Source organism: Paenibacillus sp. RU5M (assembly GCF_900221055.1).
Classification (GTDB): domain Bacteria; phylum Bacillota; class Bacilli; order Paenibacillales; family Paenibacillaceae; genus Paenibacillus; species Paenibacillus marchantiae.
On the sequence record NZ_OBQM01000025.1, the window covers coordinates 23,430 to 50,068 of the forward strand.

General features: G+C 47.2%; 23 protein-coding genes, 1 rRNA gene and 1 other RNA gene. 22 read left to right on the top strand and 3 right to left on the bottom strand.

Annotated elements, in window-relative coordinates:
- Positions 1 to 119: 119 nt before the first annotated feature.
- Positions 120 to 2,198 (bottom strand): transglycosylase domain-containing protein, encoded by a 2,079-nt coding sequence (locus tag CRO25_RS32545; protein ID WP_079697732.1) that lies wholly within the window; start codon positions 2,196 to 2,198, stop codon positions 120 to 122.
- A gap of 298 nt (positions 2,199 to 2,496) precedes the next feature.
- Here CRO25_RS32545 and speE point away from each other — a divergent pair, with 298 nt between their 5' ends.
- Together speE and speB are read left to right on the top strand one after the other, a co-directional pair.
- A complete protein-coding gene (speE, locus tag CRO25_RS32550; RefSeq protein WP_064641349.1) occupies positions 2,497 to 3,324 on the top strand; it encodes a polyamine aminopropyltransferase in 828 nt (275 codons plus the stop codon).
- A gap of 14 nt (positions 3,325 to 3,338) precedes the next feature.
- On the top strand, positions 3,339 to 4,208 hold the full coding sequence (speB, locus tag CRO25_RS32555) for an agmatinase (RefSeq protein ID WP_079697733.1): 870 nt from the start codon (positions 3,339 to 3,341) through the stop codon (positions 4,206 to 4,208).
- A gap of 318 nt (positions 4,209 to 4,526) precedes the next feature.
- Here speB and CRO25_RS34115 read toward each other — a convergent pair whose 3' ends face one another.
- Positions 4,527 to 4,658 carry a hypothetical protein gene (locus tag CRO25_RS34115; protein WP_256863808.1) on the bottom strand — a complete coding sequence of 44 codons (132 nt, stop codon included), beginning with the start codon at positions 4,656 to 4,658 and terminating at the stop codon, positions 4,527 to 4,529.
- Between the two features lie 623 nt (positions 4,659 to 5,281).
- On the opposite strand from CRO25_RS34115, the gene CRO25_RS32565 reads away from it, so the two are divergent.
- From CRO25_RS32565 to argS, 5 genes are all read left to right on the top strand, one after another.
- Positions 5,282 to 6,469 (top strand): hypothetical protein, encoded by a 1,188-nt coding sequence (locus CRO25_RS32565; RefSeq protein ID WP_079697735.1) that lies wholly within the window; start codon positions 5,282 to 5,284, stop codon positions 6,467 to 6,469.
- A gap of 216 nt (positions 6,470 to 6,685) precedes the next feature.
- Positions 6,686 to 8,167 (top strand): alpha-N-arabinofuranosidase, encoded by a 1,482-nt coding sequence (locus CRO25_RS32570; protein ID WP_079697736.1) that lies wholly within the window; start codon positions 6,686 to 6,688, stop codon positions 8,165 to 8,167.
- A gap of 4 nt (positions 8,168 to 8,171) precedes the next feature.
- The gene (locus CRO25_RS32575) at positions 8,172 to 8,465 is read left to right on the top strand and encodes a DUF6171 family protein (RefSeq protein WP_079697737.1); all 294 of its coding nucleotides are present in this window, start codon (positions 8,172 to 8,174) and stop codon (positions 8,463 to 8,465) included.
- Positions 8,466 to 8,730: 265 nt separating this feature from the next.
- Positions 8,731 to 9,156 (top strand): DUF1934 domain-containing protein, encoded by a 426-nt coding sequence (locus CRO25_RS32580; protein ID WP_063567645.1) that lies wholly within the window; start codon positions 8,731 to 8,733, stop codon positions 9,154 to 9,156.
- Positions 9,153 to 10,832, top strand: a complete 1,680-nt coding sequence (argS, locus tag CRO25_RS32585) for an arginine--tRNA ligase (RefSeq protein ID WP_063567646.1) — start codon at positions 9,153 to 9,155, stop codon at positions 10,830 to 10,832. Before CRO25_RS32580 ends, argS begins: the two co-directional genes overlap by 4 nt.
- 246 nt (positions 10,833 to 11,078) lie before the next feature.
- Here argS and CRO25_RS32590 read toward each other — a convergent pair whose 3' ends face one another.
- Complete coding sequence (locus CRO25_RS32590; RefSeq protein ID WP_079697738.1) at positions 11,079 to 12,233, bottom strand: S8 family peptidase; 1,155 nt, start codon at positions 12,231 to 12,233, stop codon at positions 11,079 to 11,081.
- 463 nt (positions 12,234 to 12,696) lie between these two features.
- On the opposite strand from CRO25_RS32590, the gene rpoE reads away from it, so the two are divergent.
- From rpoE to CRO25_RS32670, 15 genes are all read left to right on the top strand, one after another.
- The gene (rpoE, locus tag CRO25_RS32600) at positions 12,697 to 13,272 is read left to right on the top strand and encodes a DNA-directed RNA polymerase subunit delta (protein ID WP_079697739.1); all 576 of its coding nucleotides are present in this window, start codon (positions 12,697 to 12,699) and stop codon (positions 13,270 to 13,272) included.
- A gap of 492 nt (positions 13,273 to 13,764) precedes the next feature.
- A complete protein-coding gene (locus CRO25_RS32605) occupies positions 13,765 to 15,369 on the top strand; it encodes a CTP synthase (protein ID WP_063567651.1) in 1,605 nt (534 codons plus the stop codon).
- Between the two features lie 220 nt (positions 15,370 to 15,589).
- Positions 15,590 to 15,976, top strand: a complete 387-nt coding sequence (locus tag CRO25_RS32610; RefSeq protein ID WP_024628781.1) for a response regulator — start codon at positions 15,590 to 15,592, stop codon at positions 15,974 to 15,976.
- Between the two features lie 260 nt (positions 15,977 to 16,236).
- Positions 16,237 to 17,091, top strand: coding sequence for a class II fructose-1,6-bisphosphate aldolase (fba, locus tag CRO25_RS32615; RefSeq protein WP_063567652.1), 855 nt, complete (start codon positions 16,237 to 16,239; stop codon positions 17,089 to 17,091).
- A gap of 149 nt (positions 17,092 to 17,240) precedes the next feature.
- Positions 17,241 to 18,494 carry a UDP-N-acetylglucosamine 1-carboxyvinyltransferase gene (locus CRO25_RS32620; protein ID WP_063567653.1) on the top strand — a complete coding sequence of 418 codons (1,254 nt, stop codon included), beginning with the start codon at positions 17,241 to 17,243 and terminating at the stop codon, positions 18,492 to 18,494.
- Between the two features lie 469 nt (positions 18,495 to 18,963).
- Positions 18,964 to 20,289, top strand: coding sequence for a transcription termination factor Rho (rho, locus tag CRO25_RS32625; RefSeq protein ID WP_063567654.1), 1,326 nt, complete (start codon positions 18,964 to 18,966; stop codon positions 20,287 to 20,289).
- 98 nt (positions 20,290 to 20,387) lie between these two features.
- Complete coding sequence (locus CRO25_RS32630; protein WP_063567655.1) at positions 20,388 to 21,662, top strand: radical SAM protein; 1,275 nt, start codon at positions 20,388 to 20,390, stop codon at positions 21,660 to 21,662.
- A gap of 103 nt (positions 21,663 to 21,765) precedes the next feature.
- Positions 21,766 to 21,963, top strand: a complete 198-nt coding sequence (rpmE, locus tag CRO25_RS32635) for a 50S ribosomal protein L31 (protein ID WP_024628775.1) — start codon at positions 21,766 to 21,768, stop codon at positions 21,961 to 21,963.
- A gap of 149 nt (positions 21,964 to 22,112) precedes the next feature.
- Positions 22,113 to 22,380: signal recognition particle sRNA large type (ffs, locus tag CRO25_RS32640), an RNA gene on the top strand.
- Positions 22,381 to 22,553: 173 nt separating this feature from the next.
- Positions 22,554 to 24,314 (top strand): DNA polymerase III subunit gamma/tau, encoded by a 1,761-nt coding sequence (dnaX, locus tag CRO25_RS32645; RefSeq protein ID WP_079697740.1) that lies wholly within the window; start codon positions 22,554 to 22,556, stop codon positions 24,312 to 24,314.
- 47 nt (positions 24,315 to 24,361) lie between these two features.
- On the top strand, positions 24,362 to 24,673 hold the full coding sequence (locus CRO25_RS32650) for a YbaB/EbfC family nucleoid-associated protein (protein WP_024628773.1): 312 nt from the start codon (positions 24,362 to 24,364) through the stop codon (positions 24,671 to 24,673).
- 34 nt (positions 24,674 to 24,707) lie between these two features.
- Positions 24,708 to 25,307 (top strand): recombination mediator RecR, encoded by a 600-nt coding sequence (gene recR, locus CRO25_RS32655; protein WP_063567657.1) that lies wholly within the window; start codon positions 24,708 to 24,710, stop codon positions 25,305 to 25,307.
- 344 nt (positions 25,308 to 25,651) lie between these two features.
- Entirely contained in the window at positions 25,652 to 25,879 is a 228-nt protein-coding gene (locus CRO25_RS32660; protein WP_079697741.1) for a DUF2508 family protein, read from the top strand.
- A 38-nt stretch (positions 25,880 to 25,917) separates the two neighbouring features.
- Complete coding sequence (locus tag CRO25_RS32665) at positions 25,918 to 26,187, top strand: pro-sigmaK processing inhibitor BofA family protein (RefSeq protein WP_063567659.1); 270 nt, start codon at positions 25,918 to 25,920, stop codon at positions 26,185 to 26,187.
- Between the two features lie 359 nt (positions 26,188 to 26,546).
- A 16S ribosomal RNA gene (locus CRO25_RS32670) occupies positions 26,547 to 26,639 on the top strand; the annotation flags it as partial.

Sequence of the window (26,639 nt, forward strand, 5' to 3'; positions counted from 1 at the left end):
AAAAGAAGAAGCAAAAGCCCCGTGACCGAGATGATCGGTTCGGGGCTTTTGCTTTTATGCTAAATTGAATTTTACGGGTGATGACGCAATTACGTCATTACGTATTTACGTCACTTTGGTTATTCCACCCACCAGCGTTTGAAATCCTTCCACCATGAATGCTTCTCTTCCTGTATTCCCTGCTGGCTTTGCACTTCTCGAGTGTCTTTATCTTTCTCTGAACCCGAATCGTCTGAAGCGCTGCGGCAGACCTCGGTCGGTTCCGTGCCATCAATAAAAACTTCCAGCCGTTTCTCGGCGCAGCCATTGCCAGCCAGTTTGCCGGATTCGGGATCGATATATACACTGACGACGTTATCCGGTACAGTAAAAATCTTCGGTGGAACACTGGCGAGGGCCTGTTCCGTAAACTGGGCGAACATGGGTGCCGCACGACGCCCGTCGGATGTGGAAATGGCTTTGCCTTGATCGTAACCGACCCAGACAGCCGTTGAGAGCTCTGGAGTGAAGCCGACTAGCCAAGCATCCGTATTGGTCGTCCCCGTTTTGCCGGCGACAGGCCGTTTAATCGTTGCAGATACCCGATTACCCGTACCTCCATTTTCGAACACACTTTCCATCAAGCGTGTTAATACATAAGCGGCAGCGGGTTCAACGACCTTCTCGGCCTTGGTCTGAGGTGCTTCATAGATGACTCGTCCTGCGGCATCCGTCACTTGCAGAATGGCTACAGGAGGTGTCCGCTGTCCACTTGCGGCAATAGCGGAAAATGCTGAAGCCATCTCCAGTGGACTAACAGGCGAGGTGCCGAGTGCAAGGGAGGGTACCGGGCTCATGTTGCTCGTAATCCCTAGATTCTTGGCCATCTTCACCACTTGTTCAGGTCCAATCTGCATAATCGTATTTACCGCGTAGATGTTGTCCGAAGCGGCGATCGCCTGTCTCAGATCAATCTCACCTAAATACTTATCCCCGAAGTTGCCGGGTTTATAGGTTTTGCGATCATTGTCATAATGAAACAGGGTCGGCTCGCTTTTAAACATGGACGCACTGGTGAGCTGTTTCGATTCCAGGGCAGCCAGATACATAATCGGTTTAAAAGCAGATCCCGGCTGGCGTGTAGTCGCCAGTACATGGTTAATCTGATTGGTGCGGTAATTTTTGCCGCCCACCATCGCTTTGATATATCCGGTACGCGGATCGATCGATACCAGAGCCGTTTCGAGCTCACTTTTGGCGTCCATGCCCTTGGCTACGGCATCTTCCGCCGCTTTTTGTACACGCAGATCCAGCGTGGTGTATATATTCAATCCCCCATGATCCAGCATCGCTTCGCTGATTCCCAGCTCCTTGATGGCTAGATTCCGGATATAATCGCGGAAATAGGGTGCACTTTCTACGGTTTTGCGTTCACTTTCCGGCTTGAACGAGAGCATTTCTTCATAAGCCTTGTCTGCTTCCGCTTGCGTAATTTTGCCGATGTCAGCCATGGCATTCAATACAACCTTCTGCCGGTCCTTGGCGTTCTTCATATGATTATATGGAGAATAGTAGGTCGGACCCTTTGGAATCCCTGCAAGCATGGCACTTTCGGCAAGCGTCAACTGTTTGGCGGATTTGCCAAAATACATCCGTGAGGCTGCTTCGATCCCGTAGGCGCCGTGACCGTAATAAATTTCATTCAGGTACATCTGCAGGATTTCATCCTTGCTATATTTCATCTCCAATTGTGCCGTGTACATCGCTTCCTTGGCTTTGCGGGTCCATGTCTTTTCATGAGACAAATACAAGTTGCGCGCGAGCTGTTGCGTCAGTGTACTTGCGCCCTGAGACATCTGCATATGTTCCAGGTTGACGAGTACAGCCCGTCCCATTCCCCGGATGTCGAAGCCGACATGATCATAGAACTTGCGGTCCTCTACAGCAAGTGTAGCGCTAACCAAATCAGGTGAGATATCTCCCAACTGCACGGGTACCGAGTCTTTGCCGCCTGCCGAGAAAGTGGCAATGACTGCGCCCTGACTGTCCAGCAGCCTGGAATTGCGATCGGAGTCGGCTAGTGGCAGGCTGGTGGCGTATAGATAGACCAATGCTGCTGCTGTGGAGATTAGGCCGAGAATAGCGAGCAGAGTCAGGCTTTTGATGACTTTCCATATTCGGAACCCGCGTTTGCGGGTCTTTTGGCTTGATTGGGTCATGGAACGGGCTCCTTTCTTTTCTTTCCAGTATGGGAATTCAATGACACGGATATTCAATCCGGCCGTTTAACGGTTTAAAATATAGCTTTTTTGCAGAAAAAAACCGTTTTGCAGTATAAACGTCAATCGCGTATAATGCAAAAGGGTAATGAAAAGGTACAGTTCGGCACAACATACAATAGGCAAGGAAGGTCGAACAGAACCCGTTGTCAGTGATTGGATTCTTTGATTAGTCAGACGCTATGTACGCTCTGGTCAATTTAATCTATATAAACTTTACGGAAAGAAGGTAGAGATTATGGAATTGTGGTTTACGGAGAAACAGACCCCCGCATTCGGAATCACCGCGAAGATTAAACAGACCTATGTAAGCGAAAAGACGGATTTTCAAGATCTGGCTATGGTAGAGACCGAAGAATTCGGCAATATGTTGTTGCTTGACGGCATGGTGATGACAACGGTGAAAGACGAGTTCGTTTATCACGAAATGGCGGCTCACCCTGCGCTGAATACACATCCGAACCCGAAAAAGGTGCTGGTTGTCGGTGGCGGTGACGGCGGAGTTATCCGTGAAGTCATTAAGCATGCTGCTGTAGAAAAAGCAGTTCTCGTCGAAATCGACGGGAAAGTGATTGAATATTCCAAAAAGTATTTGCCTGAAATCGCCGGTAAATTGGACGAGCCTAACGTTGAAGTGCTGGTGAACGACGGCTACATGCATATTATAGAGCATAAAAATGAATACGATGTAATCATCGTTGACTCCACAGAGCCTGTAGGTCCGGCTGCTCCGCTGTTTGAGCGCGGTTTCTACCAAGGTATCTATGAAGCGCTGAGAGAAGACGGGATCTTCGTTGCTCAAACGGACAACCCGTGGTTCAAAGCGGATCTGATCCAAAAGGTAAACAAAGACGTTAAAGAAATCTTCCCGATCGTACATGTGTACGGCTGTAATATCCCTACGTACCCAAGTGGTCTGTGGACTTTTACAATGGGTAGCAAAAAACATAATCCGCTTGAGGTGGACGAGACGCAGATTCCAGAGATGGATACGAAATATTACTCTCCACGTCTGCACAAAGCGGCGTTCGTTCTTCCTAAATTCGTGGAAGACCTTACGAAATAAGGAGGAATAATTAGATGAAATTGGATCAAGCTTATTCAGGTAACGTATTTATTTGCAGTTCAGAGGATTACGAGAACTCCAAAGCAGTCATTTATGGTATGCCGATGGATTACACCGTCAGCTTCCGTCCAGGGTCCCGTTTTGGTCCTTCCCATATCCGTCAGGCGTCGGTTGGACTTGAAGAGTACAGCCCTTACCTAGATAAAAGTATTGTGGATATGACTTACTTTGACGCTGGGGATCTGCTTTTGCCTTTCGGTAACGCAGGACGCAGTCTCGAAATCATCGGAGAATATATCGGTGGCCTACTGGCTGACGACAAATTCCCGATTGGTCTCGGCGGGGAACACCTCGTTACTTGGCCTGTCATTCAGCAAATGTACAAAAAATATCCCGACCTTATCCTGATCCATATTGATGCACATGCCGACCTTCGTGAAAACTATGAAGGCGAGCCATTGTCCCACTCAACGCCAGTGCGTAAAGCAGCTGAACTGATGGGTGGCAAAAATATTTATCAGTTCGGAATTCGTTCCGGTTCCCGTGAAGAGTTCCAATTCGGACGGGAGAACATCAACTTCTATCCGTTTGAAGTGGTAGCTCCGATGAAGGAAGCTCTTCCGAAAATGGGTAACCGTCCAGTGTACGTTACAATCGATATCGATGTGCTTGATCCGTCTGCGGCTCCGGGTACAGGAACAGCAGAAGCGGGCGGTATTACGTCCAAGGAATTGCTTGAAGCCATTCACATGATTGCAGGATCAGATGTAAATGTGGTCGGTTGTGACCTGGTTGAAGTGGCTCCTATTTACGATCATACAGAACAGACACAAATTGTGGCTGCGAAGATGATCCGTGAAATGCTGCTTGGATTCGTGAAGTAATCGCAAAATAACAGCGTCCTCTGTCTGCGTCAGGTTGAAGCCTGCGTAGGAGAGGGCGTTTTTTTATGATCTGCTCCTGAACTTAATTGAACCTCATTTCTGTATTGTGTTATACTGACAACAACAGTAATCAGTAGTATATTAATTGATATATTACATTCGTGAAGTATACGGTGGTTGGGTTCGACCATATACTAAAAAAGAGTCTTCACCGCGCAACGGTAAAGACTCTTAGGACCCGGAAAGGCTGTGGACTGCCGCGCCGTGCAAGAATTAAATATTGCTATTCAAGCGAAACCCACCGTCAGGCTGTCAACCTTATGAGGTGGGTTTTCGCTTGCTACGAAACTTTTTGCGCAACCAGCGGTAAAGCTTTTTGATACTCAGCACTAAACTGAGGATCGCAGCAATCCATCGGATTAATTCAAGCAACGCCACAAGATTGACCATCGACGTCACCCCCTTTCGGGAAGCTGCGCCGTGATCAAGAAAACATCCACCGTTATTCAGAATCCATAACATTGATTATAGCACGTACGTTCCCGTCTCTCTACCATTTGTTGTATATATGATTCCGCCCGCGCGTTAAGCGAAAACACGTATTTGGGATGACTCTATCTTAATATTTATGTATAATATGGAAATAGTGGAAAGGGGTTTTTGTTATGCATGCAATCCGGGCTCAATTAAGTATGTATCCCAAATGGTTCATAGCGGTACTTATGATATTTACCATCAATCTTATAATAACAATGACTTTGTTCATCAATTTAACGCTAATACTGGCTAATCTCGCCATGTTATATGTTGCCTTTAGCATCAGAACACTCAAATACAATAAATTGCATTTTGGCCTTTGCCTTGTTTTAAGTATCACTTTTGTGATCATTGCTTTTAAGACATATCCCATTTAAATCAGCTCTTAGTAGAGATTAATGATCAACCACTTATGCCCATGAGATAAAAAAATGTGGGCATGAGTGGTTTTTAATTGCAATAATGTTACGCGCGATAAACAAATTGTTACGTTAAATCCTGCAAAATAGGGTAAAAACATAGAAGGAGGTGTCACAATGACAACAAAGAGCAGAATGACATGGAAACGGATTGGCGCACTCGCACTATCAGTAACATTGGCTTGGGGACTGGGACCGGTACATACTCTACCCGGCGCTAACGCTGCATCCTCCGCAACATGTGGAAGTGGAGATCACGGATTAACGGCTACGTTGAAAAAAGGCAGTGGTGTGGAAGACCAACGACTGCAATTTACGGATATTGATTTTCTGAACACTACAACCGGACGGGCTGGTGGTGAAGGCTTCCTTATTGGTACATCGAATTCTGGCTGCACTTGGCAGTCCATCTATACAGGCCAATGGCAGTTCACACAACTTGATTTCCCGAATAATGTGAATGGATTTGCTTTGGCACAGGTAAAGGATTCTCCAACGACATATCTCATCCGCTCAACGGATGGCGGTGCGCACTGGACACGGATGGATACTAAAGGTATACAGTTTAAACGAATTGATTTCCTCAATAAAAACGAAGGCTTTGGATATACCTATAATGGAGCTTATTTGACGAAGGATGCCGGTGCAACATGGAGCCCGATCTCCACACCAGCCAATACACGCGGAGCTGTGTTCACGACACAGAAGCAAGGTTATGCCATTGTAGTGGCTCCTGGTTCAGGATACCGTATCATGCAGACAAGTAACGGCGGCAAGAACTGGACGCAATCGCTGAAGGTAGCCTCAGCAACTTGGAGCGGTGGAGATTTATACGCAAGTGGTAACCAGGTATGGGCCCTTCTATATGGCGACGCAGGAATGTCTCAGCAGTCGTATTCTCTCTACGCGAGTGGAAATGAGGGCAAGAATTGGAGACAGGTCTTTGCTCAATCCACAGCAGGTGGTGGCCCGGCTCCAGGTGCAAACAGCACAGGGAATGGAAAAGGCCCCGCAGACCCAGGGGGTCACCCAGGGAACATGGCGTTGATCGGTAATCAGACGGCCTATCTCTCCGCAGGATCACCTGCAGCGGGCAAAGTGGGGATTGGACGTTCATATGATGCAGGTTCCACGTGGAAAAATATCGACCTGAAAGATCCAGGTTATAGCTCCCGCATTTCGTTTCCTTCTGCCAAAACAGGTTGGCTCGTCGTAACAAGCGACAATTCTCCTGCGATTTATGAGACGACAGATGGTGGAACAACATGGAAGCAAAAAATGTTATTGCCTGCTGTAAACGAGTAAATGGCGTTATGCCATGGAATAATTTTAAGGCGATTTCAATCTAAAATGGTATAAATCTCAACTAATTTGGCCTGATGAGGCCAGCCCAAACAAACAAGTCTTTTCCGGACAAATGAAGCCGGAAAGGGCTTGTTTTTGCTTGAATAAAAACGGTTGAATCCTGTTCGGAAACACGTTATTGTAAGCGGTAACAACACTTTTGAGGAGGTTGAAATTATGGTTGATGTTATTCTAAAGGCAGAATCAGAACAAGGATTAATAAATCGCAATATTTATGGTCATTTCTCAGAACATCTGGGACGCTGTATCTATGAAGGCATCTGGGTGGGGGAGGACTCCCCTATTCCCAATACGGAAGGTATCCGAAATGATGTGCTTACTGCACTGCAAAAACTGCGTATTCCCGTACTTCGCTGGCCTGGCGGTTGTTTTGCCGATGAGTATCACTGGAAAGATGGCGTAGGTCCCAAAAGTGAGCGCGCCCGGATGATTAATACGCACTGGGGCGGGGTGGAAGAGAACAATCATTTTGGCACGCATGAATTCCTGAGATTATGTGAGCTGCTTGATACGCAGCCATATATCAGTGGCAATTTGGGCAGCGGTACGGTGCAGGAGATGCAGGAATGGGTGGAGTACATCACGTTTGATGGGGAATCACCGATGGCGAACTGGCGGAAGAGCAACGGCCGTGAAGAGCCATGGAAGCTGAAATACTTTGGTGTGGGGAACGAGAACTGGGGTTGCGGCGGTAATATGCGTCCGGAATACTATGCAGATGAATACCGTCGTTATGCTACATATGTACGCAATTATTCCGGGAATGAAATTTATAAAATTGCCTGCGGCCCCAATGACAACAACTATGACTGGATGGAGGTGTTAATGCGGGAGGCCGGTCGTTTTATGGATGGAATCAGCCTGCATTATTACACCATTCCAACAGGTGAGTGGGCAGATAAAGGTCAGGCTACTGGTTTCGGAGAAGCTGAATGGTTCACCACATTGAAAAAGACGCTATATATGGAAGAGTTACTTGTGAAGCACTCCGAAATCATGGACAAATATGATCCTGAGGGCAGAGTCGGTATTATCGTGGATGAGTGGGGAACGTGGTATAACGTTGAGCCAGGTACGAATCCAGGGTTCCTGTATCAACAAAATACGATGCGTGATGCTGTACTTGCCGGGATCAATCTGAATATTTTTAACCAACACAATAAACGAGTGCATATGGCCAATCTTGCGCAGATCGTCAATGTTCTCCAGGCGTTGGTTTTGACAGAAGGAGAGAAGATGCTGCTTACGCCTACATATCATGTGTTTGATATGTATCAGGTGCACATGGACGCGCAGAGGTTGGAACTGAATTACGAGAGCCCTGGATACACTTTCGGAGAAGAGACCATTCCTCAGCTGAGTTTGTCGGCTTCTCGCAACAATGAAGGCGTTATTCATGTGACGGCGTGTAACCTTAGTCATACGGATGAGCTTGAAGTGGTTTGTCAGATTGAATCAACGGACGCTTCTGCTGTATCGGGACGAATTCTGCATCACGCAGATTATAGTGCATTCAACACATTTGAACAGCCGGATCAGGTTCAACCTGCGGAATGGAAGGATATTACACTCGAAAACAACAAACTGCGTTTTGTACTGCCTCCGGCCTCGGTTGGTGTGGTCGCTATAAAGGGATAATCAGATGGATTCATCTGTGCAGAGTAGAAGTGCTGGGAAACGGGAACCATGCAAGGGTTGTAATGATCAGTATGATGTGAAGATTAGTGAAGCCAAGATAGCCCTGCTCGTGGAGATGGCCTCACGCTCACGTCCGGCCGTCGAGGATGCTGAATATGAGAGGCGTTTATCCATCTGCGCAGATTGTCCAGGGTTACAATACGGTAAAACCTGCCGTTATTGTGGTTGTCTCGTACAGGTGCGCGCCAAGCTGGTAGAGTCGACCTGTCCGTTTCCATATGAGCCGCGATGGACCTGATCCAGAACGTATTTCTTTATTAATGAAGCAAGGCAGAGCTGCACTTTACGAGTGTGGCTCTGCTTTTTTTGGCGTTGATGGGCAAAAACTCTGAATTTGGATTTGAATTGAGCGGGTGAACTGGATATAGTTATACAGTAGAGTGTAGGATAGCGAGCTATCCGGGAATATGAGCGCTTATAGCGGCACAACAATACAGGAAGGGCTGTTCTCACCGGCCGTGCCTAATTTTGCGTCGCCTCGAATATAATGGAGGTTAACATTCATGTCGAACATGCGACCGGTTCAGATCCGGCTGCACAGCCGTTATGAAGGTGAAGATGTACTGCAGGAAATGCAGGGTGAAGCCGTGTTGAAGGGATCTGTGCTCTATGTTCGTTATGAAGAGCCACAGGCTGGACCCGAGGGCGGTATTACCCGAACAACATTGAAGCTGGGCGGACAATCCATCAAGATTATACGTCACGGCGAGGTGGAATCGGAGCAAACATTTGAGTTAAACCGCAAGCTTCCTGGTTTTTACCGTTCGCCGTATATGTCGTTTGCCTTGTCCACGCATACACAGGAGCTGGAACTTTCCATTCAGGGATTGAGCGCACGCGCAGCGTGGAGCTACGACTTTTACCGCTTTGACGAAGAATCCGGACATTTCGCGATTAGTTTGCATATACAGGAGGAACCAATTTCATGACACGTAATCCATTAGATACGATTAACGAACGGGTAAGTACAGCCATTGGCAATGCCATTGTTGCTGCTGGCATTGTTACGCAGGAGGATTTGCCGACCATCACCCTTGAAGTACCACGCGAGAAAACACACGGCGATTTGGCAACCAATGCCGCTATGCAGCTGACCAAGATTGCCAAGCGTAATCCACGCCAGATCGCAGAAGAGATTATTGCCAATCTCAACCTGGCTGAAGCTGGAATTGAGAAGGCTGAGATTGCCGGACCGGGATTCATTAACTTTAAGTTGGACAAGAGTTATCTCTACCCAGTGCTGGGGCTTGTACATGAGCAGGGTGAGAATTATGGAAGAATCAATGTTGGTGAAGGGCGCAAGGTTGAGATGGAGTTTGTCAGTGCCAACCCGACAGGCAGTCTGCATCTGGGCCATGCGCGTGGAGCGGCTGTGGGTGATGCGCTTTGCAACATCCTCGACTATGCCGGATATGATGTAACACGTGAATACTACATTAATGACGCGGGTAATCAGGTATTTAATCTGTCTCGTTCCATTGAAGCTCGCTATTTGCAGGAACTGGGCCAAGACGCAGAGATGCCGGAAGACGGTTATCACGGTGAGGATATCAAAGGGTTTGCCAAGGAGCTAGTGGCTGAGAAAGGCGATTCTTTGCTGTCCATGCATCCAGGTGACCGTGCAGCTTATTTCCGCGACTTCGGTTTGGAAAAAGAATTGGACAAGATCAAACGCGACTTGAATCGCTTCCGTGTCAATTTCGACATCTGGTTCAGCGAAACTTCGCTGTATGATAACGGAGAAGTGTTGCGTGTACTTGACGAATTGCGTGATCGTAATGAAATTTATGAGCAAGACGGAGCAACTTGGTTGAAAACGATGCAGTATGGTGACGATAAAGAGCGTGTTTTGATCAAAAATGACGGCACGTACACGTACCTTACGCCGGACATTGCTTATCACCGTGATAAATATGCACGTGGATACGACACGATGATTAACATCTGGGGAGCAGACCACCATGGTTACATTCCACGGATGAAAGCGGCCATGCAGGCACTGGGCAACGATCCTGAGAAATTGGTCGTGCTGATTGCACAAATGGTGAGCTTGTTCCAGAATGGCGAGAAAGTGAAGATGTCCAAGCGTACAGGCAAGGCGGTAACGATGGAAGATCTGATGGACGAAGTAGGCATTGATGCCATTCGTTACTTCTTTACTATGCGCAGCATGGATTCTCATCTGGACTTCGACATGGACCTTGCGATTTCGACGTCCAATGAAAACCCTGTATTCTATGTACAATACGCTCACGCTCGGGTATGCAGCGTATACCGTCAGGCAGAAGAACAAGGCATTGAGCTGTTGCCATTGGCACAGATCGACCTTTCGAAGCTGACCACGGAACATGAATATGACCTTCTTCGCAAAATGGGTGAACTGCCTGAAGAAATCGCAACTGCTGCTACAGGATATGCGCCTCATCGTATTGTTCGTTATGTATATGAACTGGCATCCCTGTTCCACAGTTACTATCGTGCAGAGCGCGTCATTACGGAAGACGCGGGACAAACCCAGGCGCGTCTGGCGCTGATCGGTGCTGTACGCACCGTCATCGCAACAGCGCTTCGTCTGGTGGGCGTATCCGCACCGGACAAAATGTAATTCAAGCCATGGCGGTGCCACAACCGCCTGTGGCTTTGGCAAAAAGTCTCCATGCACCACGCCTGCAATGCAGCGTGGACATGGAGACTTTTTGCTGTGCCCGCGGCCGAGTTCATACGGCCCCGAGGCACCCAGAGCCAGCGCTGCCTGCCGCCGTGGGCAATCACCTTGAAGCATCACACCGCGCAGCAGTGCTGCGCTTAGCGAATGCTTCACGGAACGGCTCCCTCCGGCAGGCAGCGCTGTTTACCCTCCGCCCTCCTGCATCAGCTTGAGGGCGTCAATCTCGCCACCGCGTATTTTGCTCTTCGCGGTGGTTGTCTTGCGTGCGCGCAGCGGAACGGTCGCGCGCTTCACGAGCGTTTTGATCTCGGCTGGCGACAGGCCTGGATGCTTCGCAAGCAAGAGCGCTATGGCGCCACTGACGTGCGATGTCGCCATGGAGGTACCGCTCATCTCATGGTGCTTGCCTTGCACCCAGGATGAAACAATTTTGTCCCCTGGCGCATATACATCAACGTATGCACCTCGGTTACTAAACGAGGCGATCCGCCGGTTTTTGTCGGTTGCCCCAACCGATATCGTTTGCGGATAACGTGCCGGATAATCAATGCTGCGGCGTTTGCCATCATTTCCTGACGAAGCAACAATGACAATCCCGGCTTGATGGGCACGGTTCACGACATCAAGCAATGCTTTGCTACGCGTTTTCATGCCAAAGCTCATATTGATAATATCGACCCGATTGCGTACACACCAATCGATGCCAAGCACAATGTCTGACACGAAGGCCGAACCATTATGGTCGAATGCCTTCACCGGATAGATCAGGGAGCGAGGGGCTACGCCAATCATACCTGCCGTACTGTTAGCTGCGGCAATGGTTCCGGCAATATGGGTGCCATGGCCGTTATCATCATGAGGAAGCAGACTGCGGTTTAACAGATTGATTCCGCGTGCCAGTGAATAGCGAAGATCCGGGTGTTGATAATCGGCACCTGTGTCGATCACGCCGATTTTGATTCGATGTCCCGTGGATACGGACCATACTTTGGGAGCGTGAATCTGTTTGACGCCCCAAGGTATGCCCTGAGCACTGCTCGGTTTACTGTGAAGCGCGGTGGCATGTAGTGAGATGGATACATCTTCTTCTACCGTAATCTCATTGCTGTAGCGAGATAATTCTTCTAGGTCATGCACCGGGGCGATAATGGAGCGGGCCAGCCGGGAGGAGCGTACCATACCAAGATCCGTAAATTCATTCCTCATCCGCGACAGTTCCACGAGGCAGGCTTCATATTGCTTCGGTTTGGCGAACCGGATCAGGTATCGCCGCCCCTGTTCTGGTTCGGGACGTTGCATTCCTTCAACCAATTGATGTAGAAAACCAGTATAGTCCATAATGGGCAGCCCCCTTCGGGATGAACATGCTGAGGTATTCTATGAATGCATTGATCCCGCCGCATGGGGAACCTGCCCTTTTTTTACAAAAACACATTCTCTTCGTGTCAAAACGGGCGCAGGGACATATGATGGATGGAGGGCTAGAGGGCTCTCGCGGGGACCCTGGTGAGGAGCGATCCTTCAAGGGTATACAGTCAGAAGGCGGAGGGGACTCCGTCTTTTTTATATGATCATGCTTTTTTTGCAAAAAGGACGATATGCCCGCGAGTTAGCGGTCTCTTACGGGTCTGTACATTGCTCGTTTGAAGTCGCTTCTTGGATTTATGAGACATCCATACATAAAAACTTGCTTTTTGAGGCTAAATAGGTTTTACTTAGGTTTGTTAATGGATATGTTATATGTAACATTCCAGTTCGTAGGGATATAAAGTGAATTTTGTGTGAGAGGAAGTGTCTGTCAGTGAGTACCTCGCTCAATTTGAAAATTGATAAAGAAAAGGTCAGAGAGATTCCTTTGGTGGACCTCGCCTTTATGGTGCTGAAAGCGGCCAATACGCCGTATTACTACCGTGATTTGATGAATGAGGTAGCTAAACAGCGCGGAATGACTGATGAAGAAATCAACGAGTTTATCGCCCAGTTATATACCGAGATTAATATCGATGGCCGTTTTGCTTGCGTCGGTACAAGTCTGTGGGGCTTGAAGCGCTGGTATCCGGTAGCTGGATCGGAAGATACCATGACGGGTGCGAAGCGTCCGCGCATCATCAACGATGAAGACGATGATCTGGAAGATGAGGACTTCGGGGAAGAGGAAGACAGCTACAACAGCGACGAAGACTTTGACAATTCTGATGATGATCAGGACGAAGATGATGATGACGAAGATGAAGAAGAAGAAGACATCTTTGACGAAGAAGATGGCGAAGAAGAAGTTCTAGTTGAAGATGACGATTTGGAAGAGGAAGACCTCGATGAAGACGATGAAGAAGAGTCCGAAAACGAGGGTGAATTTGACGACGATTCCGATAAGTAGCAGTCATTTTTGACATCGATAGTTTACCCGTTTTCCCCGCATAGTCAGCCTTGACAGCAGACGGGGTAACGGGTAAACTATTGCATGGGCTTATGAATGAGCGACAAAATATTTATGTTTTTTATAAAAAGTGCCCCGTCCTGCGGGAGTACTTTTTTTGTATTTTTAGAGGCAGAATTTTGCAAAATGATTTGAATTCCGCATGCTCCCGGCCAACAATCCGTGGTCTATTTTTGTATATCCAAAACACCAAATGGATCGATGCAATGATATCTATTTAGGGACAGGCTCGGTAGTTGGCTCCCGGAAGGTTTGCACCATTCTACGCTGTAGAACAACGTTGTTTACACACGGTCTTCGCATGAAAGAGCAGTTCGCAGATGCAGGGAATTTCTGCCATTGCTCTTTTTAACGATGATTACCTGGGAAACGGGTTACGATAATACCATATATCGCCTGAATTTCTGTACTTATATTAGGAGGGTAATAACAGTGACAAAGTATATTTTCGTGACGGGCGGAGTTGTGTCCTCCCTGGGCAAAGGGATAACGGCTGCCTCGCTGGGCAGATTGCTGAAAAACAGAGGGTTGAAGGTAACTATTCAAAAATTTGATCCATACATCAATATCGACCCGGGAACAATGAGTCCTTATCAGCATGGTGAGGTTTTTGTAACGGATGATGGTGCGGAAACGGATCTTGACCTTGGCCACTACGAACGTTTTATTGACATCAACCTCTCCAAAAACAGCAACGTCACGACTGGTAAAGTATACTCCTCCGTCATCAGCAAAGAGCGGCGCGGGGAATATCTGGGCGGAACGGTACAAGTCATTCCACACATTACGAACGAGATCAAAGAGCGCGTATTCCGCGCAGGACGGGAAGCGGGTTCGGATGTTGTCATTACGGAGATCGGCGGTACGGTAGGTGACATCGAGAGCTTGCCTTTCCTGGAAGCTATTCGTCAAATCAAGAGTGATGTAGGTCGTGACAACGTCATGTACATCCATGTAACACTTATTCCTTACATCAAGGCTGCCGGCGAAGTGAAAACCAAACCAACGCAGCACAGCGTGAAGGAATTGCGCAGCATCGGTATTCAGCCGAATGTCATTGTATGCCGTACAGAGTATGAGCTGTCCAAAGACATGAAAGCCAAAATCGCTCTCTTCTGTGACATTGATGAAAATGCCGTGGTGGAATGCCGTGATGCAGACACATTGTACCAAGTACCTTTGAACCTGCGTGAAGAAGGTTTGGATGAGATCGTGGTAAACCACCTGAAGCTGACTACTCCTGCACCGGATATGAGCGAGTGGGAAGGGCTGGTTGACCGTATCAATAAGCTGAAGCATACAGTGGAGATTGCCATTGTAGGTAAATATGTGGCATTGCATGATGCTTATTTGAGTGTTGTTGAATCCTTGTCTCATGCAGGATTTGCATCCAATGCAGATGTGAAGATCCGCTGGATTCACTCCGAAGATATCACCGATGAGAATGTGGGCGATCTGCTGCACGGCGTAGGCGGAATCCTCGTTCCAGGCGGATTTGGTGATCGGGGTATTGAAGGTAAAGTATCTGCGATTCGTTATGCCCGTGAGAAACAAATTCCGTTCTTCGGTATTTGCCTGGGTATGCAGGTTTCTGTTATTGAATATGCACGTTCCATCGTTGGTTTGAATGGAGCAAACAGCTCCGAGATCAATCCAGCTACAGAGTTCCCGGTGATCGACCTGTTGCCTGAACAAAAAGATATCGAAAACCTGGGTGGTACAATGCGTCTGGGTCTGTATCCTTGTAAGCTTCAGGAAGGTTCCCTGGCAATGTCTTGTTATGATGATGAACTGGTCTATGAGAGACACCGTCACCGGTACGAGTTCAACAATGAATACCGTGAAGCAATCGAAAAAGCCGGTCTGGTTATCTCGGGTACATCCCCGGATGGACGTCTTGTTGAGATCGTGGAGCTTCCAGGACACCCGTGGTTCCTGGCAGTACAATTCCACCCGGAATTCACTTCCCGTCCGAACCGTCCGCAGCCATTGTTCCGTGAGTTTGTAAAAGCTTCTCTGGAGAGCGCTGGAAAATAAGTGTTGATCATTAAGCTATAAATAAATGGATGTTCTTGGCAGCCGATAAGGGTGCTGGGGACATCCTTTTTTAGTGCATCGAGATGAGCGAAAATGGTTTTTGGCATTTTGGGATGTAAGCAGGATTTCAATGGGTAAGGTAGAATACTTATCATGACGACTATGGGATTGTTATCCAGATTCAGACGTACATGCTTTCCTAATTCTAGGAGGTTACTTAGTGGAAAATAAAAAAGTGTTGATTGTTGATGACCAAAACGGTATTCGAATCCTGTTAATGGAAGTGTTCAGCAGCGAAGGATATAATACGTTCCAAGCGCCTAATGGGAAGATCGCCCTGGAGATAGTAAATAATGACAAACCTGATCTTGTGCTGCTTGATATGAAGATTCCTGGCATGGATGGCCTAGAAATTCTAAAACATATTAAGGAAATTGATCCGGATATCAAAGTCATCATGATGACGGCCTATGGTGAACTGGACATGATCAAAGAAGCTACCGATCTTGGAGCGCTCATGCACTTTACGAAACCGTTTGATATCGATGAGATGCGAGTAGCAGTCAATATGCAGCTTCGAAATGATACTGCAAATAAGTGCAGCTGAATCCTGTAGATACAGGATTTTTTTGCGTGTGAAGCTGTGAGAGTTTACTAGTGGGCATACAGGGTATTTCAGTCAGGTGTCCGGGGAATATTGGAAATAGGGACGTCGTCATGCTGTGTCTATGAAAACTGTGCTGCAAAGCACAGCATTTTTGCAAATGCTTGTTTAGTATTTGACATGGGATGTGGTATAATAAGCCCGTATGTGATTTCGGCTAAAAACCATAGACACAACCCAACACCCCTAGGAGGATTGAAACCATGCCATTAGTATCTATGACAGACATGTTGAACAAAGCACTCGAAGGAAAATATGCAGTTGGTCAATACAACATCAATAACCTTGAGTGGACTCAAGCGATTCTTGCTGCAGCAGAAGAAGAGAAATCCCCAGTAATCTTGGGCGTATCCGAAGGCGCAGCACGTCACATGAGCGGTTTTTACACAGTAGTTAAAATAGTAGAAGGACTCATTCACGACATGAAAATCACCGTTCCAGTTGCTATTCACTTGGATCACGGTTCCAGCTTTGATAAGTGTAAAGAAGCGATCGATGCTGGATTTACATCCGTAATGATCGACGGTTCCCACCACTCCATCGATGAAAACATCGAAATGACTAAAAAAGTTGTTGAATATGCACACGCTAAAGGCGTTTCTGTAGAAGCCGAAGTAGGTACTGTTGGTGGACAAGAAGACGACGTTATCGGTGGTATCATGTACGCTGACCTGAACGAGTGTGTACGTATCGTTAAAGAAACAGGTATCGACACATTGGCTCCAGCTCTTGGTTCCGTACACGGTCCTTACCATGGCGAGCCTAACTTGGGCTTCAAAGAAATGGAAGAAGTTCGCGATGCAGTTAACGTTCCACTGGTACTGCATGGTGGTACAGGTATCCCTAAACATGATATCGACAAAGCCATTTCCCTGGGAACTTCCAAAATCAACGTGAACACTGAGAACCAAATTTCGTTCTCCAAAGTGGTTCGCGAAGTGCTTGCAGCTAAACCAGATGCTTACGATCCACGTACATTCATCGTACCAGGCCGTGATGCAATCAAAGAAACCGTTAAAGGTAAAATTCGCGAGTTTGGTTCCAACAACAAAGCGTAATTTGTCTTTACCAGTTCCATACTGTGTAAGTGGAAAGAACACCGCCTAGCCGGTGTCTTTCCATTTTCACGCCTTATTTCTACATCAAAAGCCAACAGCACGTATTGCCGTTAACCGGCTGCAAAACACGTAGGGGGACATTAAGCTTTATGGAAAAATTGATGATTAGTGGCGGACGTCCGTTACAGGGAACTGTAACTATAAGCGGCGCCAAGAACAGCGCCATCGCGCTTATTCCTGCAGCATTGCTTGCCGAGTCAGAAGTCGTGCTGGACAATCTGCCGCTTTTGAGTGACGTGGCGGTTTATGCAGAAATTTTGGAGGAACTCGGGGCTCGTGTACATTGGGAAGGCAGTCAGATGAAGATCGATCCTTCCGACATTAAATCCATTCCTATGCCGAATGGTCCCGTGAAGAAGCTCCGTGCTTCGTATTATATGATGGGAGCATTGCTTGGGCGTTTTAAAGAAGCAACCATTGGTTTACCCGGGGGCTGCAACTTTGAGCCTCGTCCGATTGATCAACATATCAAAGGGTTTGAAGCGCTTGGCGCAACGGTAACAAACGAACACGGCTCCATTCATTTGCATGCCAAAGAGCTACGCGGAGCAAAGATTTATCTTGATGTAAGCAGTGTAGGTGCAACCATTAACATCATGCTGGCGGCTACTCGTGCCAAAGGCTCTACAATTATCGAAAACGCGGCTAAAGAGCCTGAGATTATAGATGTAGCAACACTTTTGAATTCAATGGGTGCCAGCATCAAGGGTGCCGGTACCGAAACGATCCGTATTGAAGGTGTGTCGGAGCTTAAGGGTTGCCGTCATTCCATCATTCCAGACCGTATACAAGCAGGCACGTATATGATCGCTGCGGCTGCAACGCGTGGCGACGTCCTGATTGATAATGTTATTCCCAAACATCTGGAGGCTTTGACGGCAAAGTTGCTGGAAATGGGCGTTGGCATTGAAGAACTGGACGAAAGTATTCGTGTCATTGGCAAACCGAGCTACAATCATGTAGACGTTAAGGCGCTCGTATATCCCGGTTTTCCGACGGATTTGCAGTCCCCGATGACCAGTGTGTTGACACAGGCAACGGGTGTGAGTGTCCTGAGTGACTTTGTATATAGCAATCGATTCAAGCACGTTCCTGAGTTGGTACGCATGGGTGCAAAAATCCGTGTGGAAGGGCGGTCAGCTATTATTGAAGGCAGTGCATTGAATGCGGCCAAGGTAAAAGCATCCGATCTTCGCGCTGGTGCCGCGCTGGTGATCGCAGGTCTCACCGTCAGTGAAGGTGTGACCGAAGTTACAGGCGTGGAGTTTATCGATCGCGGGTACGATCATCTAGTAACCAATCTACGTCTGCTAGGTGCAGATGTGTGGCGAGAAACCGATTAATTCTGTATTGTATGACGAGTTTTACGGTATTAAAGTGATTATTTTTACAGAACTGCATATCCTTTCAGTAATTGGGTAAACCTGTTTTAATAGAGTTCTCAGTCTCTCCGGGATAAGACGAAATGTTCCTGTTTCCTTTACCGGAGGGTCTTTTTTTGAGTCAGACTTCATATGGCTTTAAGAACATCATTTCCTTTTCCCCAAACCCCGGTTTTGTTTGAACTGCGCTCCATAGCCGGTCTGCCCGGATCGAACGCCTCATGTATTCGTGTTCACTCACTAGCGGATCTTGCCGAAAGCTGGCCATCCCGCCCGGAAACTTACACTCAAAGACAAGTATTTGCATTATAACGGTTACATTCCGTACAATGGACAGAAGAGAAATGCAGAACGATGCTGCTCTTATAGCCGGAACATCAAGCGAAACTATCCATTTCACGGACTTATTAATTGAATAGGTGGTTATTATATGGATCTACAAATTTCCGATTTGGAAGAAATGAAACTAACGGACCTCTACAAACTGGCCAAAAAATATCAAATTCCCTACTACGGCACTTTAAAAAAGAAAGAATTGATCTTCGCTATATTACGTGCACAAGCTGAACAGAGTGGATTGATGTTCATGCAGGGTGTGCTCGAAATTCTACCTGAAGGCTACGGATTCCTTCGTCCGATCAATTACCTGCCAAGTACGGAAGACATCTACATCTCAGCCTCACAGATTCGCAAGTTTGACCTAAGAACAGGTGACCTCGTATCAGGTAAGTGTAGAACACCTAAAGAAAACGAGCGATACTTCGGTTTGCTGCAAGTCAACGCTGTAAATGGTGAGAATCCATCAGCGGCTGCGGAAAGACTTCACTTCCCGGCATTAACCCCATTGTACCCGCAGAAGAAACTGGTTCTCGAAACATCCCCCAGCCATTTGTCCACACGCATTATGGATGTACTCGCCCCGGTAGGACTGGGACAGCGCGGATTGATCGTAGCACCTCCCAAAGCGGGTAAAACACTTCTCCTCAAAGAAATCGCCAACAGCATCTCAACCAACAACCCAGAAATTGAACTATTTGTCCTGTTGATTGATGAACGTCCGGAAGAAGTTACGGATATGTCGCGTTCGGTTAAAGGGGAAGTTGTAGCTTCTACGTTCGATGAGCTGCCAGAAAACCATATCAAAGTTGCGGAATTGGTGCTGGAACGTGCGCTCCGTCTGGTTGAAGCAAAAAAAGATGTCGTTATTTTGCTGGATAGCATTACGCGTCTTGCTCGTGCATACAACCTGGTCATCCCACCGTCCGGACGGACACTTAGTGGCGGTATTGACCCGGCAGCATTCCATCGTCCGAAACGTTTCTTCGGTTCTGCTCGGAATGTAGAAGAGGGTGGAAGTCTGACGATCCTGGCTACAGCTTTGATTGATACGGGCTCACGTATGGATGATATCATTTATGAAGAATTTAAAGGTACGGGCAATATGGAGCTTCATCTGGATCGCAAGCTGGCAGAGCGTCGTATCTTCCCGGCTATCGACATTCGTCGTTCCGGTACACGTCGCGAAGAAGTGTTGCTGAGCAAGGAAGAACTTGATACAATCTGGGCGATTCGTAAAAACATGAACGATTCCCACGACTTTGTCGAAGGTTTCTTGAAGAAACTTCGTAATAGCAAAACGAATGCTGAGTTCCTAGCGGCATTTGATACAGCTGGCAGCAGTCAGACCAGCAACTCCGGAACGACTACGACTCGACGTTCGCCAAGACAGACTGCGGCGTCCGGTACAACTACCTAGCATTACGTCGTTGATTTAACTCAATTTTTGCAGCGCTGCTGTTGATTAACAATATACTCGTCGTTTGGCTTTAACCCATTAGATGTGAGGAGAACATCATGTATTTAGTATACGCAGATGAAAAAGGTAATGTATTTGATCACCCTTCCCTGTACGGGCTGGCCCGCAGTGGAGATATGATCGTCGAAATTATGGAGGATGAGCTGATTCCTTTGCCGGAAGGTGCAACGCTGGTTGGACTGCCGAGTACACGTCCGATTGGTATGGACCCGGATACTGGCGAAATGCTGCCAATGCCTAGTGATACACAGGCGGTTGGGGCTTTGCTTCCGCAAGGATTCACTCGGTTGTGTCTGCCGGGGTATGTAAAAACGGATAAGGAGTACAAACTGCCTTTGTTCGGTTACTCGGCTGTTGTTTGGAAAGATGGTCAGTTTTACGTCACTGCCCGGATGTCGGATCATCCGGATAAATGGAACCCACTGAACTGTGATCGGGATGACGTACGTGCGGGTGTTAAACGTTTAACGAAGCAATATCCCGAAAATCGTCTCTATACCCATTTGTCCAATTGTGCGCTCGGGTATGAATGTCTGACTTCTTCCAATACCTTCCTGAATCGTTGGGAAGGCGGAGTTCCAGTATCCTATTCCTGCAACGCAGGCTGTTTCGGATGTATTTCCGAGCAACCGGATGACAGTGGCTTCGTTTCCCCGCAGACCCGGATGAATTTCCGTCCGCGTGTAGACGAAATCGTTGAAGTAATGCTGGAGCACTTGAAAACGCCGGAATCGATTATCAGCTTTGGTCAAGGTTGTGAAGGGGAGCCTTCCACACAGGCTAAATTGATTATTGAAGCCATCCGCGAAGTGCGTTCCATTACTGACATGGGATATATCAACATTAACACCAATGCCGGTTTGAATGATCACATGAGAGGTATTGTTGATGCTGGGCTTGATCTAATGCGTGTAAGTACAATCAGCGCACTGGATGACCACTATAATGCATACTACAAACCTCGTGGATATACACTGGCCAATGTAGAAAAATCGATGAAATACGCTGCTTCCCAGGGTGTATATACGTCGATCAACTATTTGATCTTCCCGGGAGTAACGGATCGTGAGGAAGAGATTGAAGCGATGATTGAGTTTGCTCGCAGAACCGATTTGCGTCTTATTCAAATGCGTAATCTTAATATAGACCCTGAGAGCTATCTGGAATTGATTCCTCCAGCTCAAGGTGATATTTTGGGTATGAAGCAAATGATGGAGATCTTTGAGGAAGAGCTGCCTGATGTCGTTATCGGCTCATACACGCACGTTCCCCCAGCTGGAATGGCGCGTCCGAAACGTCTGATCACCTCATGACAATAATGGATTGCAACCGGCATTAGGCCGTGTTATAATCTTCGATGTTGTGCCATTTACTCTGGGTCCGCTTGAGGCTCAGGGCGGAAAGAGGTGAAAGGTAATGAAAGCAGCAATTCATCCTAAATACACGATTGGTCAAGTATCTTGCGCTTGCGGGAATACTTTTGAGACTGGTTCGGTTAAAGACGGACTTCGTGTAGAGATTTGCTCCGCGTGCCACCCGTTCTTCACAGGTAAACAGAAGTTTATCGATGCTGGCGGCCGTGTTGATCGTTTCAAGAAAAAATACGGAATCTAATTCAGCAATTCCCTGGGAATTGTCTGACTATTACATCCAAATCACCTCTGCCGTTCCGGCAGGGGTTTTTATATGTTTTTATGTGATTGTATTGCTGCTCTTTTCGCTCTGGTTGCAATTTAGACAACCTTAAGTTATACTATTTCTTACCGTGCTAGATGGGGAGGTAGCGGTGCCCTGTAACTCGCAATCCGCTACAGCGAGGTTGAATTCCTGCTAGAGGTTTTGTCGATGTGAGGTTTGGTCCCTTAACGTGGTGTTGACGGTTGGGTCCTCCGCAATGAGTACTCATGAACCTGGTCAGGTCCGGAAGGAAGCAGCCATAAGTGAGATCACTCTTGTGCCGGAGGGTCGCCTAGCCCGAGCTGTTGTTAAGGGGTGCCGCTTGGATCGCAAATATCGATAGCAGGTGCACGGCTTACCATTTAAATGTAGAGACCTTTGCAGTTGTATGTATGCAGAGGTCTTTTTGATATGTCTAAAAAAACCATGCATGATGAGTCAGATAAAGTTTGGATTCACCCCGGAATATAGTATAATGGGGGAACGACAAAGGACTCGAATGCGAAGTGGAAGGAAGGTAACGCATCATGGAGCATATCGCGTTATACCGGGCTTGGCGTCCCCAGTCGTTTCAAGATATGGTGGGACAACAGCATATTATTCAGACCTTGCAGAACGCGATTCGTGAACAGCGGACTTCCCATGCCTACTTGTTTAGCGGGCCCAGAGGAACAGGGAAGACGAGTGCCGCCAAGATTTTGGCCAAAGCTGTAAACTGCGAGCGCGGGCCTGCGCCTGAGCCTTGTAACGAATGTGAAGCTTGCCGCAGGATTACGACTGGCGCTGTGATGGATGTGCAGGAAATTGATGCCGCATCCAACCGTGGCGTTGAAGAAATCCGCGATCTTCGGGAAAAGGTGAAATACGCCCCGACTGAAGTCCGGCAGAAAGTGTATATTATTGACGAAGTGCACATGCTGACGACAGAGGCATTCAATGCGCTACTCAAAACATTGGAAGAGCCTCCGCCACATGTGATGTTTATTTTGGCAACAACAGAACCCCATCGTCTTCCGGCAACGATTATTTCTCGCTGTCAGCGATTTGATTTTCGCCGGGTGTCCCTGGAAGAACAGACAGCACGACTTACGCTGATCTGTGAACAGGAAGGCATGGAAGCTGATCAGGACGCACTCCAGTATATTGCTCGTCTGTCTGACGGAGGGATGAGGGACGCACTCAGTGTCCTGGATCAGATCTCCTCCTATACAGATGGAAGGGTAACCTATCAGCAAGTTATGGATATGACCGGAGGCATTCCTTCCGAACAGTTTGCAAAGTTGGCTGCTTCTCTGCTCAAAGGCGATGTAGGTCATATTTTGCAAATGATCGAAGGGTTCATGCATGAAGGTAAGAGTGCGGACAAGTGCATGGAAAATTTGCTTTATTATTTCCGTGATTTGCTTATGATTAAGATGGTGCCGGATGCAGATAAACTGACGGATCGGGTGCTTAATCCCGAGTCGTTCCGTGATATGGCGGAATCATTCACCAAGGAACAGCTGTTCCAGATGATTGATACTCTTAACCGGTACCAGAGTGAGATGAAATATGCAGTTCAGCCGCAGACGCTGTTTGAAGTAGCTCTCCTTAAACTGTGCAGTATTCCTACTCAAGGGGCGTCATCGGGTCAGGTGGCGGGTTCGGTCGGTGCGGCTCCTGCTGTAACCACACCAGCGGATGGTGGGGAGATCAACCGACTGAAGCAACAGCTTGCTGAACTGGAGAAAAAGCTGGATCGCGCGCTTAAGAGCGGTTTGTCTGGTGGGGAGGCTGCATCAAGTGCTCCTTCACGCCCGGCAACACGAGCTCCAGTGTCGAGAGGCAATTCGCCAGCGAAGCTGCCTGCACAGCTTGATCAGTACGTTGCACGTAAGGGATCTCCTGAGTTTGCGGAGGTTAGCAAGAAGTGGGGGCAGATCCTGCAGCGCGTAAAAGAAGAGAAAGTAACCGTTCACGCCTGGTTTATGGATGGTGAACCGGTATCGCTGCTGGAAGACAATGTTCTGGTGGCGTTTAAGAACAACATCCACCGTGAAACTACGGAGAAGCAGGCTAATCGTGAAGTGATTGAACGGGTATTGTCTGAACAGCTTGGACGTTCAGCGCGTCTTGTGACGATGATGCTCAAAGATTGGACTGGAGCGATGGAAGGGGCTACTGAAACGCCAAAGGAGGACTTTAAGCTTGAACCTGAGCATGAAGACGGCGGTTCAGGCAACAAGCAGCCTTGGATTGATGAAGCTATCCAGCTCTTTGGTGAGGACCTTGTAGTGATCAAAGAATAGATATACATGCGCCTGGCGCGATAACTATAACAAAGGAGATGAATATCATGAACAACATGAACCAAATGATGAAACAAGTGAAGAAAATGCAGGAGCAAATGCTGAAGGCACAGGAGGAACTGGCGGACAAAACAGTCCAAGGTACTTCTGGTGGCGGTGTTGTAACTGCTGAAGTTAACGGACATAAGAAATTGCTGGCTATCACTATCAAGCCAGAAGCGGTTGATCCAGAGGATGTAGAAATGCTGCAGGATCTGGTTATGACAGCAGTCAATGACGCAATGACTAAAGCTGATGAAATTGCGAACCAGGATATGGGTAAATTCACAGGCGGTATGAAAATTCCGGGATTATTTTAATTTAAATTGATCCTATCAAAGGAGACGCAATCGATTGTATTATCCCGAACCGATAGCGAAGCTGATTGACGCCTTCACCCGTTTGCCGGGTGTTGGCCCCAAGACTGCGGCGCGACTAGCTTTTCATGTGCTTAAAATGAAGGAAGATGACGTTATTGACTTTGCCAAAGCACTCGTCAGTGTGAAGCGGAATCTTCATTACTGTTCGGTGTGCTGTAATATTACGGATACTGACCCGTGTCGGATCTGTCAGGACAAATCCAGGGATGTCTCGGTAATCTGTGTAGTTCAGGATTCCAAGGATTTGGTGGCTATGGAGCGTACCAAGGAATTTGACGGATACTATCATGTGCTGCAAGGCGCAATCTCTCCTATGGAGGGAATAGGTCCGGATGATATCCGTCTGAAGGAACTTTTGACCCGTTTAAGCGATGAGCGAGTTAAAGAACTGATTCTGGCTACAAATCCGAATATCGAAGGTGAGGCCACGGCGATGTATATTTCCCGTCTGGTCCGTCCGTTTGAGATCTCGGTGACTCGGATTGCCCATGGATTGCCTGTTGGGGGCGACCTGGAGTATGCGGATGAAGTGACTCTTTCCAAGGCGCTGGAAGGGCGCAGGGAGATGAAATAGCAGTGCGTGTTTCTTAATGAGAGCATGCGCCTGTAATGATTGATTTCCTAAAAGAAAAGAATAGATAAGTTTGGATTACTTAGAGAGCCCTTTAGGCTCTCTTTTTTTGTTTTAATACTCTTTTTAACGTTGCCTAAATGTGAAGTCTCTCATTTCTACTGATGTATGGTTATTAATCCATAGAATGTCGTTGAGATTAAAATAACGATTCATTAATTTATTTAGCTCAGTTCTAAGTTTGTCCTTTCCCTGATATGTATGAGAATATGCTGTGCTGATCAGGAAGGGGATGGCTTATGTTTACATGGCGAAATGTAGGGAGATCGGTGGAGAAGCGCGAAAGAATGCTAAAGGAGATGGAAGAGGACCAGATTTATTCAGATATACAGAAAGCTAAGGCAGAGTGGGAACGGGCTGTTAGACAGTTTGAAGAGGCACAGGGGCAGGATGAGATCGATTATGCGATCTATGTGCTGGAGGCCGCGGAGCGTAAATATCAGATTCATTTGAAGCGCGCTAAACGTGTAGGGATTAATAAGGCAGTTATAGGTGATCGAGGAGTGAGCATGTAGGCGGAGGTGTGACATTCAATTATGGAGGTGTTGAGAGTATGAAGAGTCTTATATTAGGCAGTGTGCTTGTTGTGTCGTTACTAGGGTTGATAATCATCTTGTTTAGAAAACGGATTGGGTTATCATTTTTTACATCATTCGGTATTCATCTGGTGCTGGCTGCGGTAGGGATATATGTAGTTAACTATTCAGGGTGGATCACCGGAACTTACATTCCACTGAACCCTGCTACAATAGGTACTGTGAGCATTTTAGGGTTGCCGGGTGTTGGTTTATTATTGGGTTTGAAAATTTCTTTGTTTGGGTAGTTGACTCCTTCGATATTTATATGGTACATTATATCTCGTTGCTTTGCTTGCTTGGTTAAATGCTTTTGACGAAATGACTGAGTTCAATAAGAACTCGAAAAAAGAATTTCAAAAAAAGCTTGACTGAAACAAACGAAGTGTGATATATTATAAAAGTCGCCGCTGAGAGAAAATGGTGACGAAAAAGCAAGAAAATTATCAAGTTTGATCTTTGAAAACTGAACAACGAGTGAGTAAACATTCTGCTTGCAGAATGAACGCGAAAGTTCGAGACAAGCCTTGGCTTGAATCGACTGGAGCATAAATGAGATTTTTAATCTCGTCAGTTTCAAAATGAGCTTATCGCTCTTTTCAATACTTTATTGGAGAGTTTGATCCTGGCTCAGGACGAACGCTGGCGGCATGCCTAATACATGCAAGTCGAGCGGACTTGAAGAGAAGCTTGCTTCTCT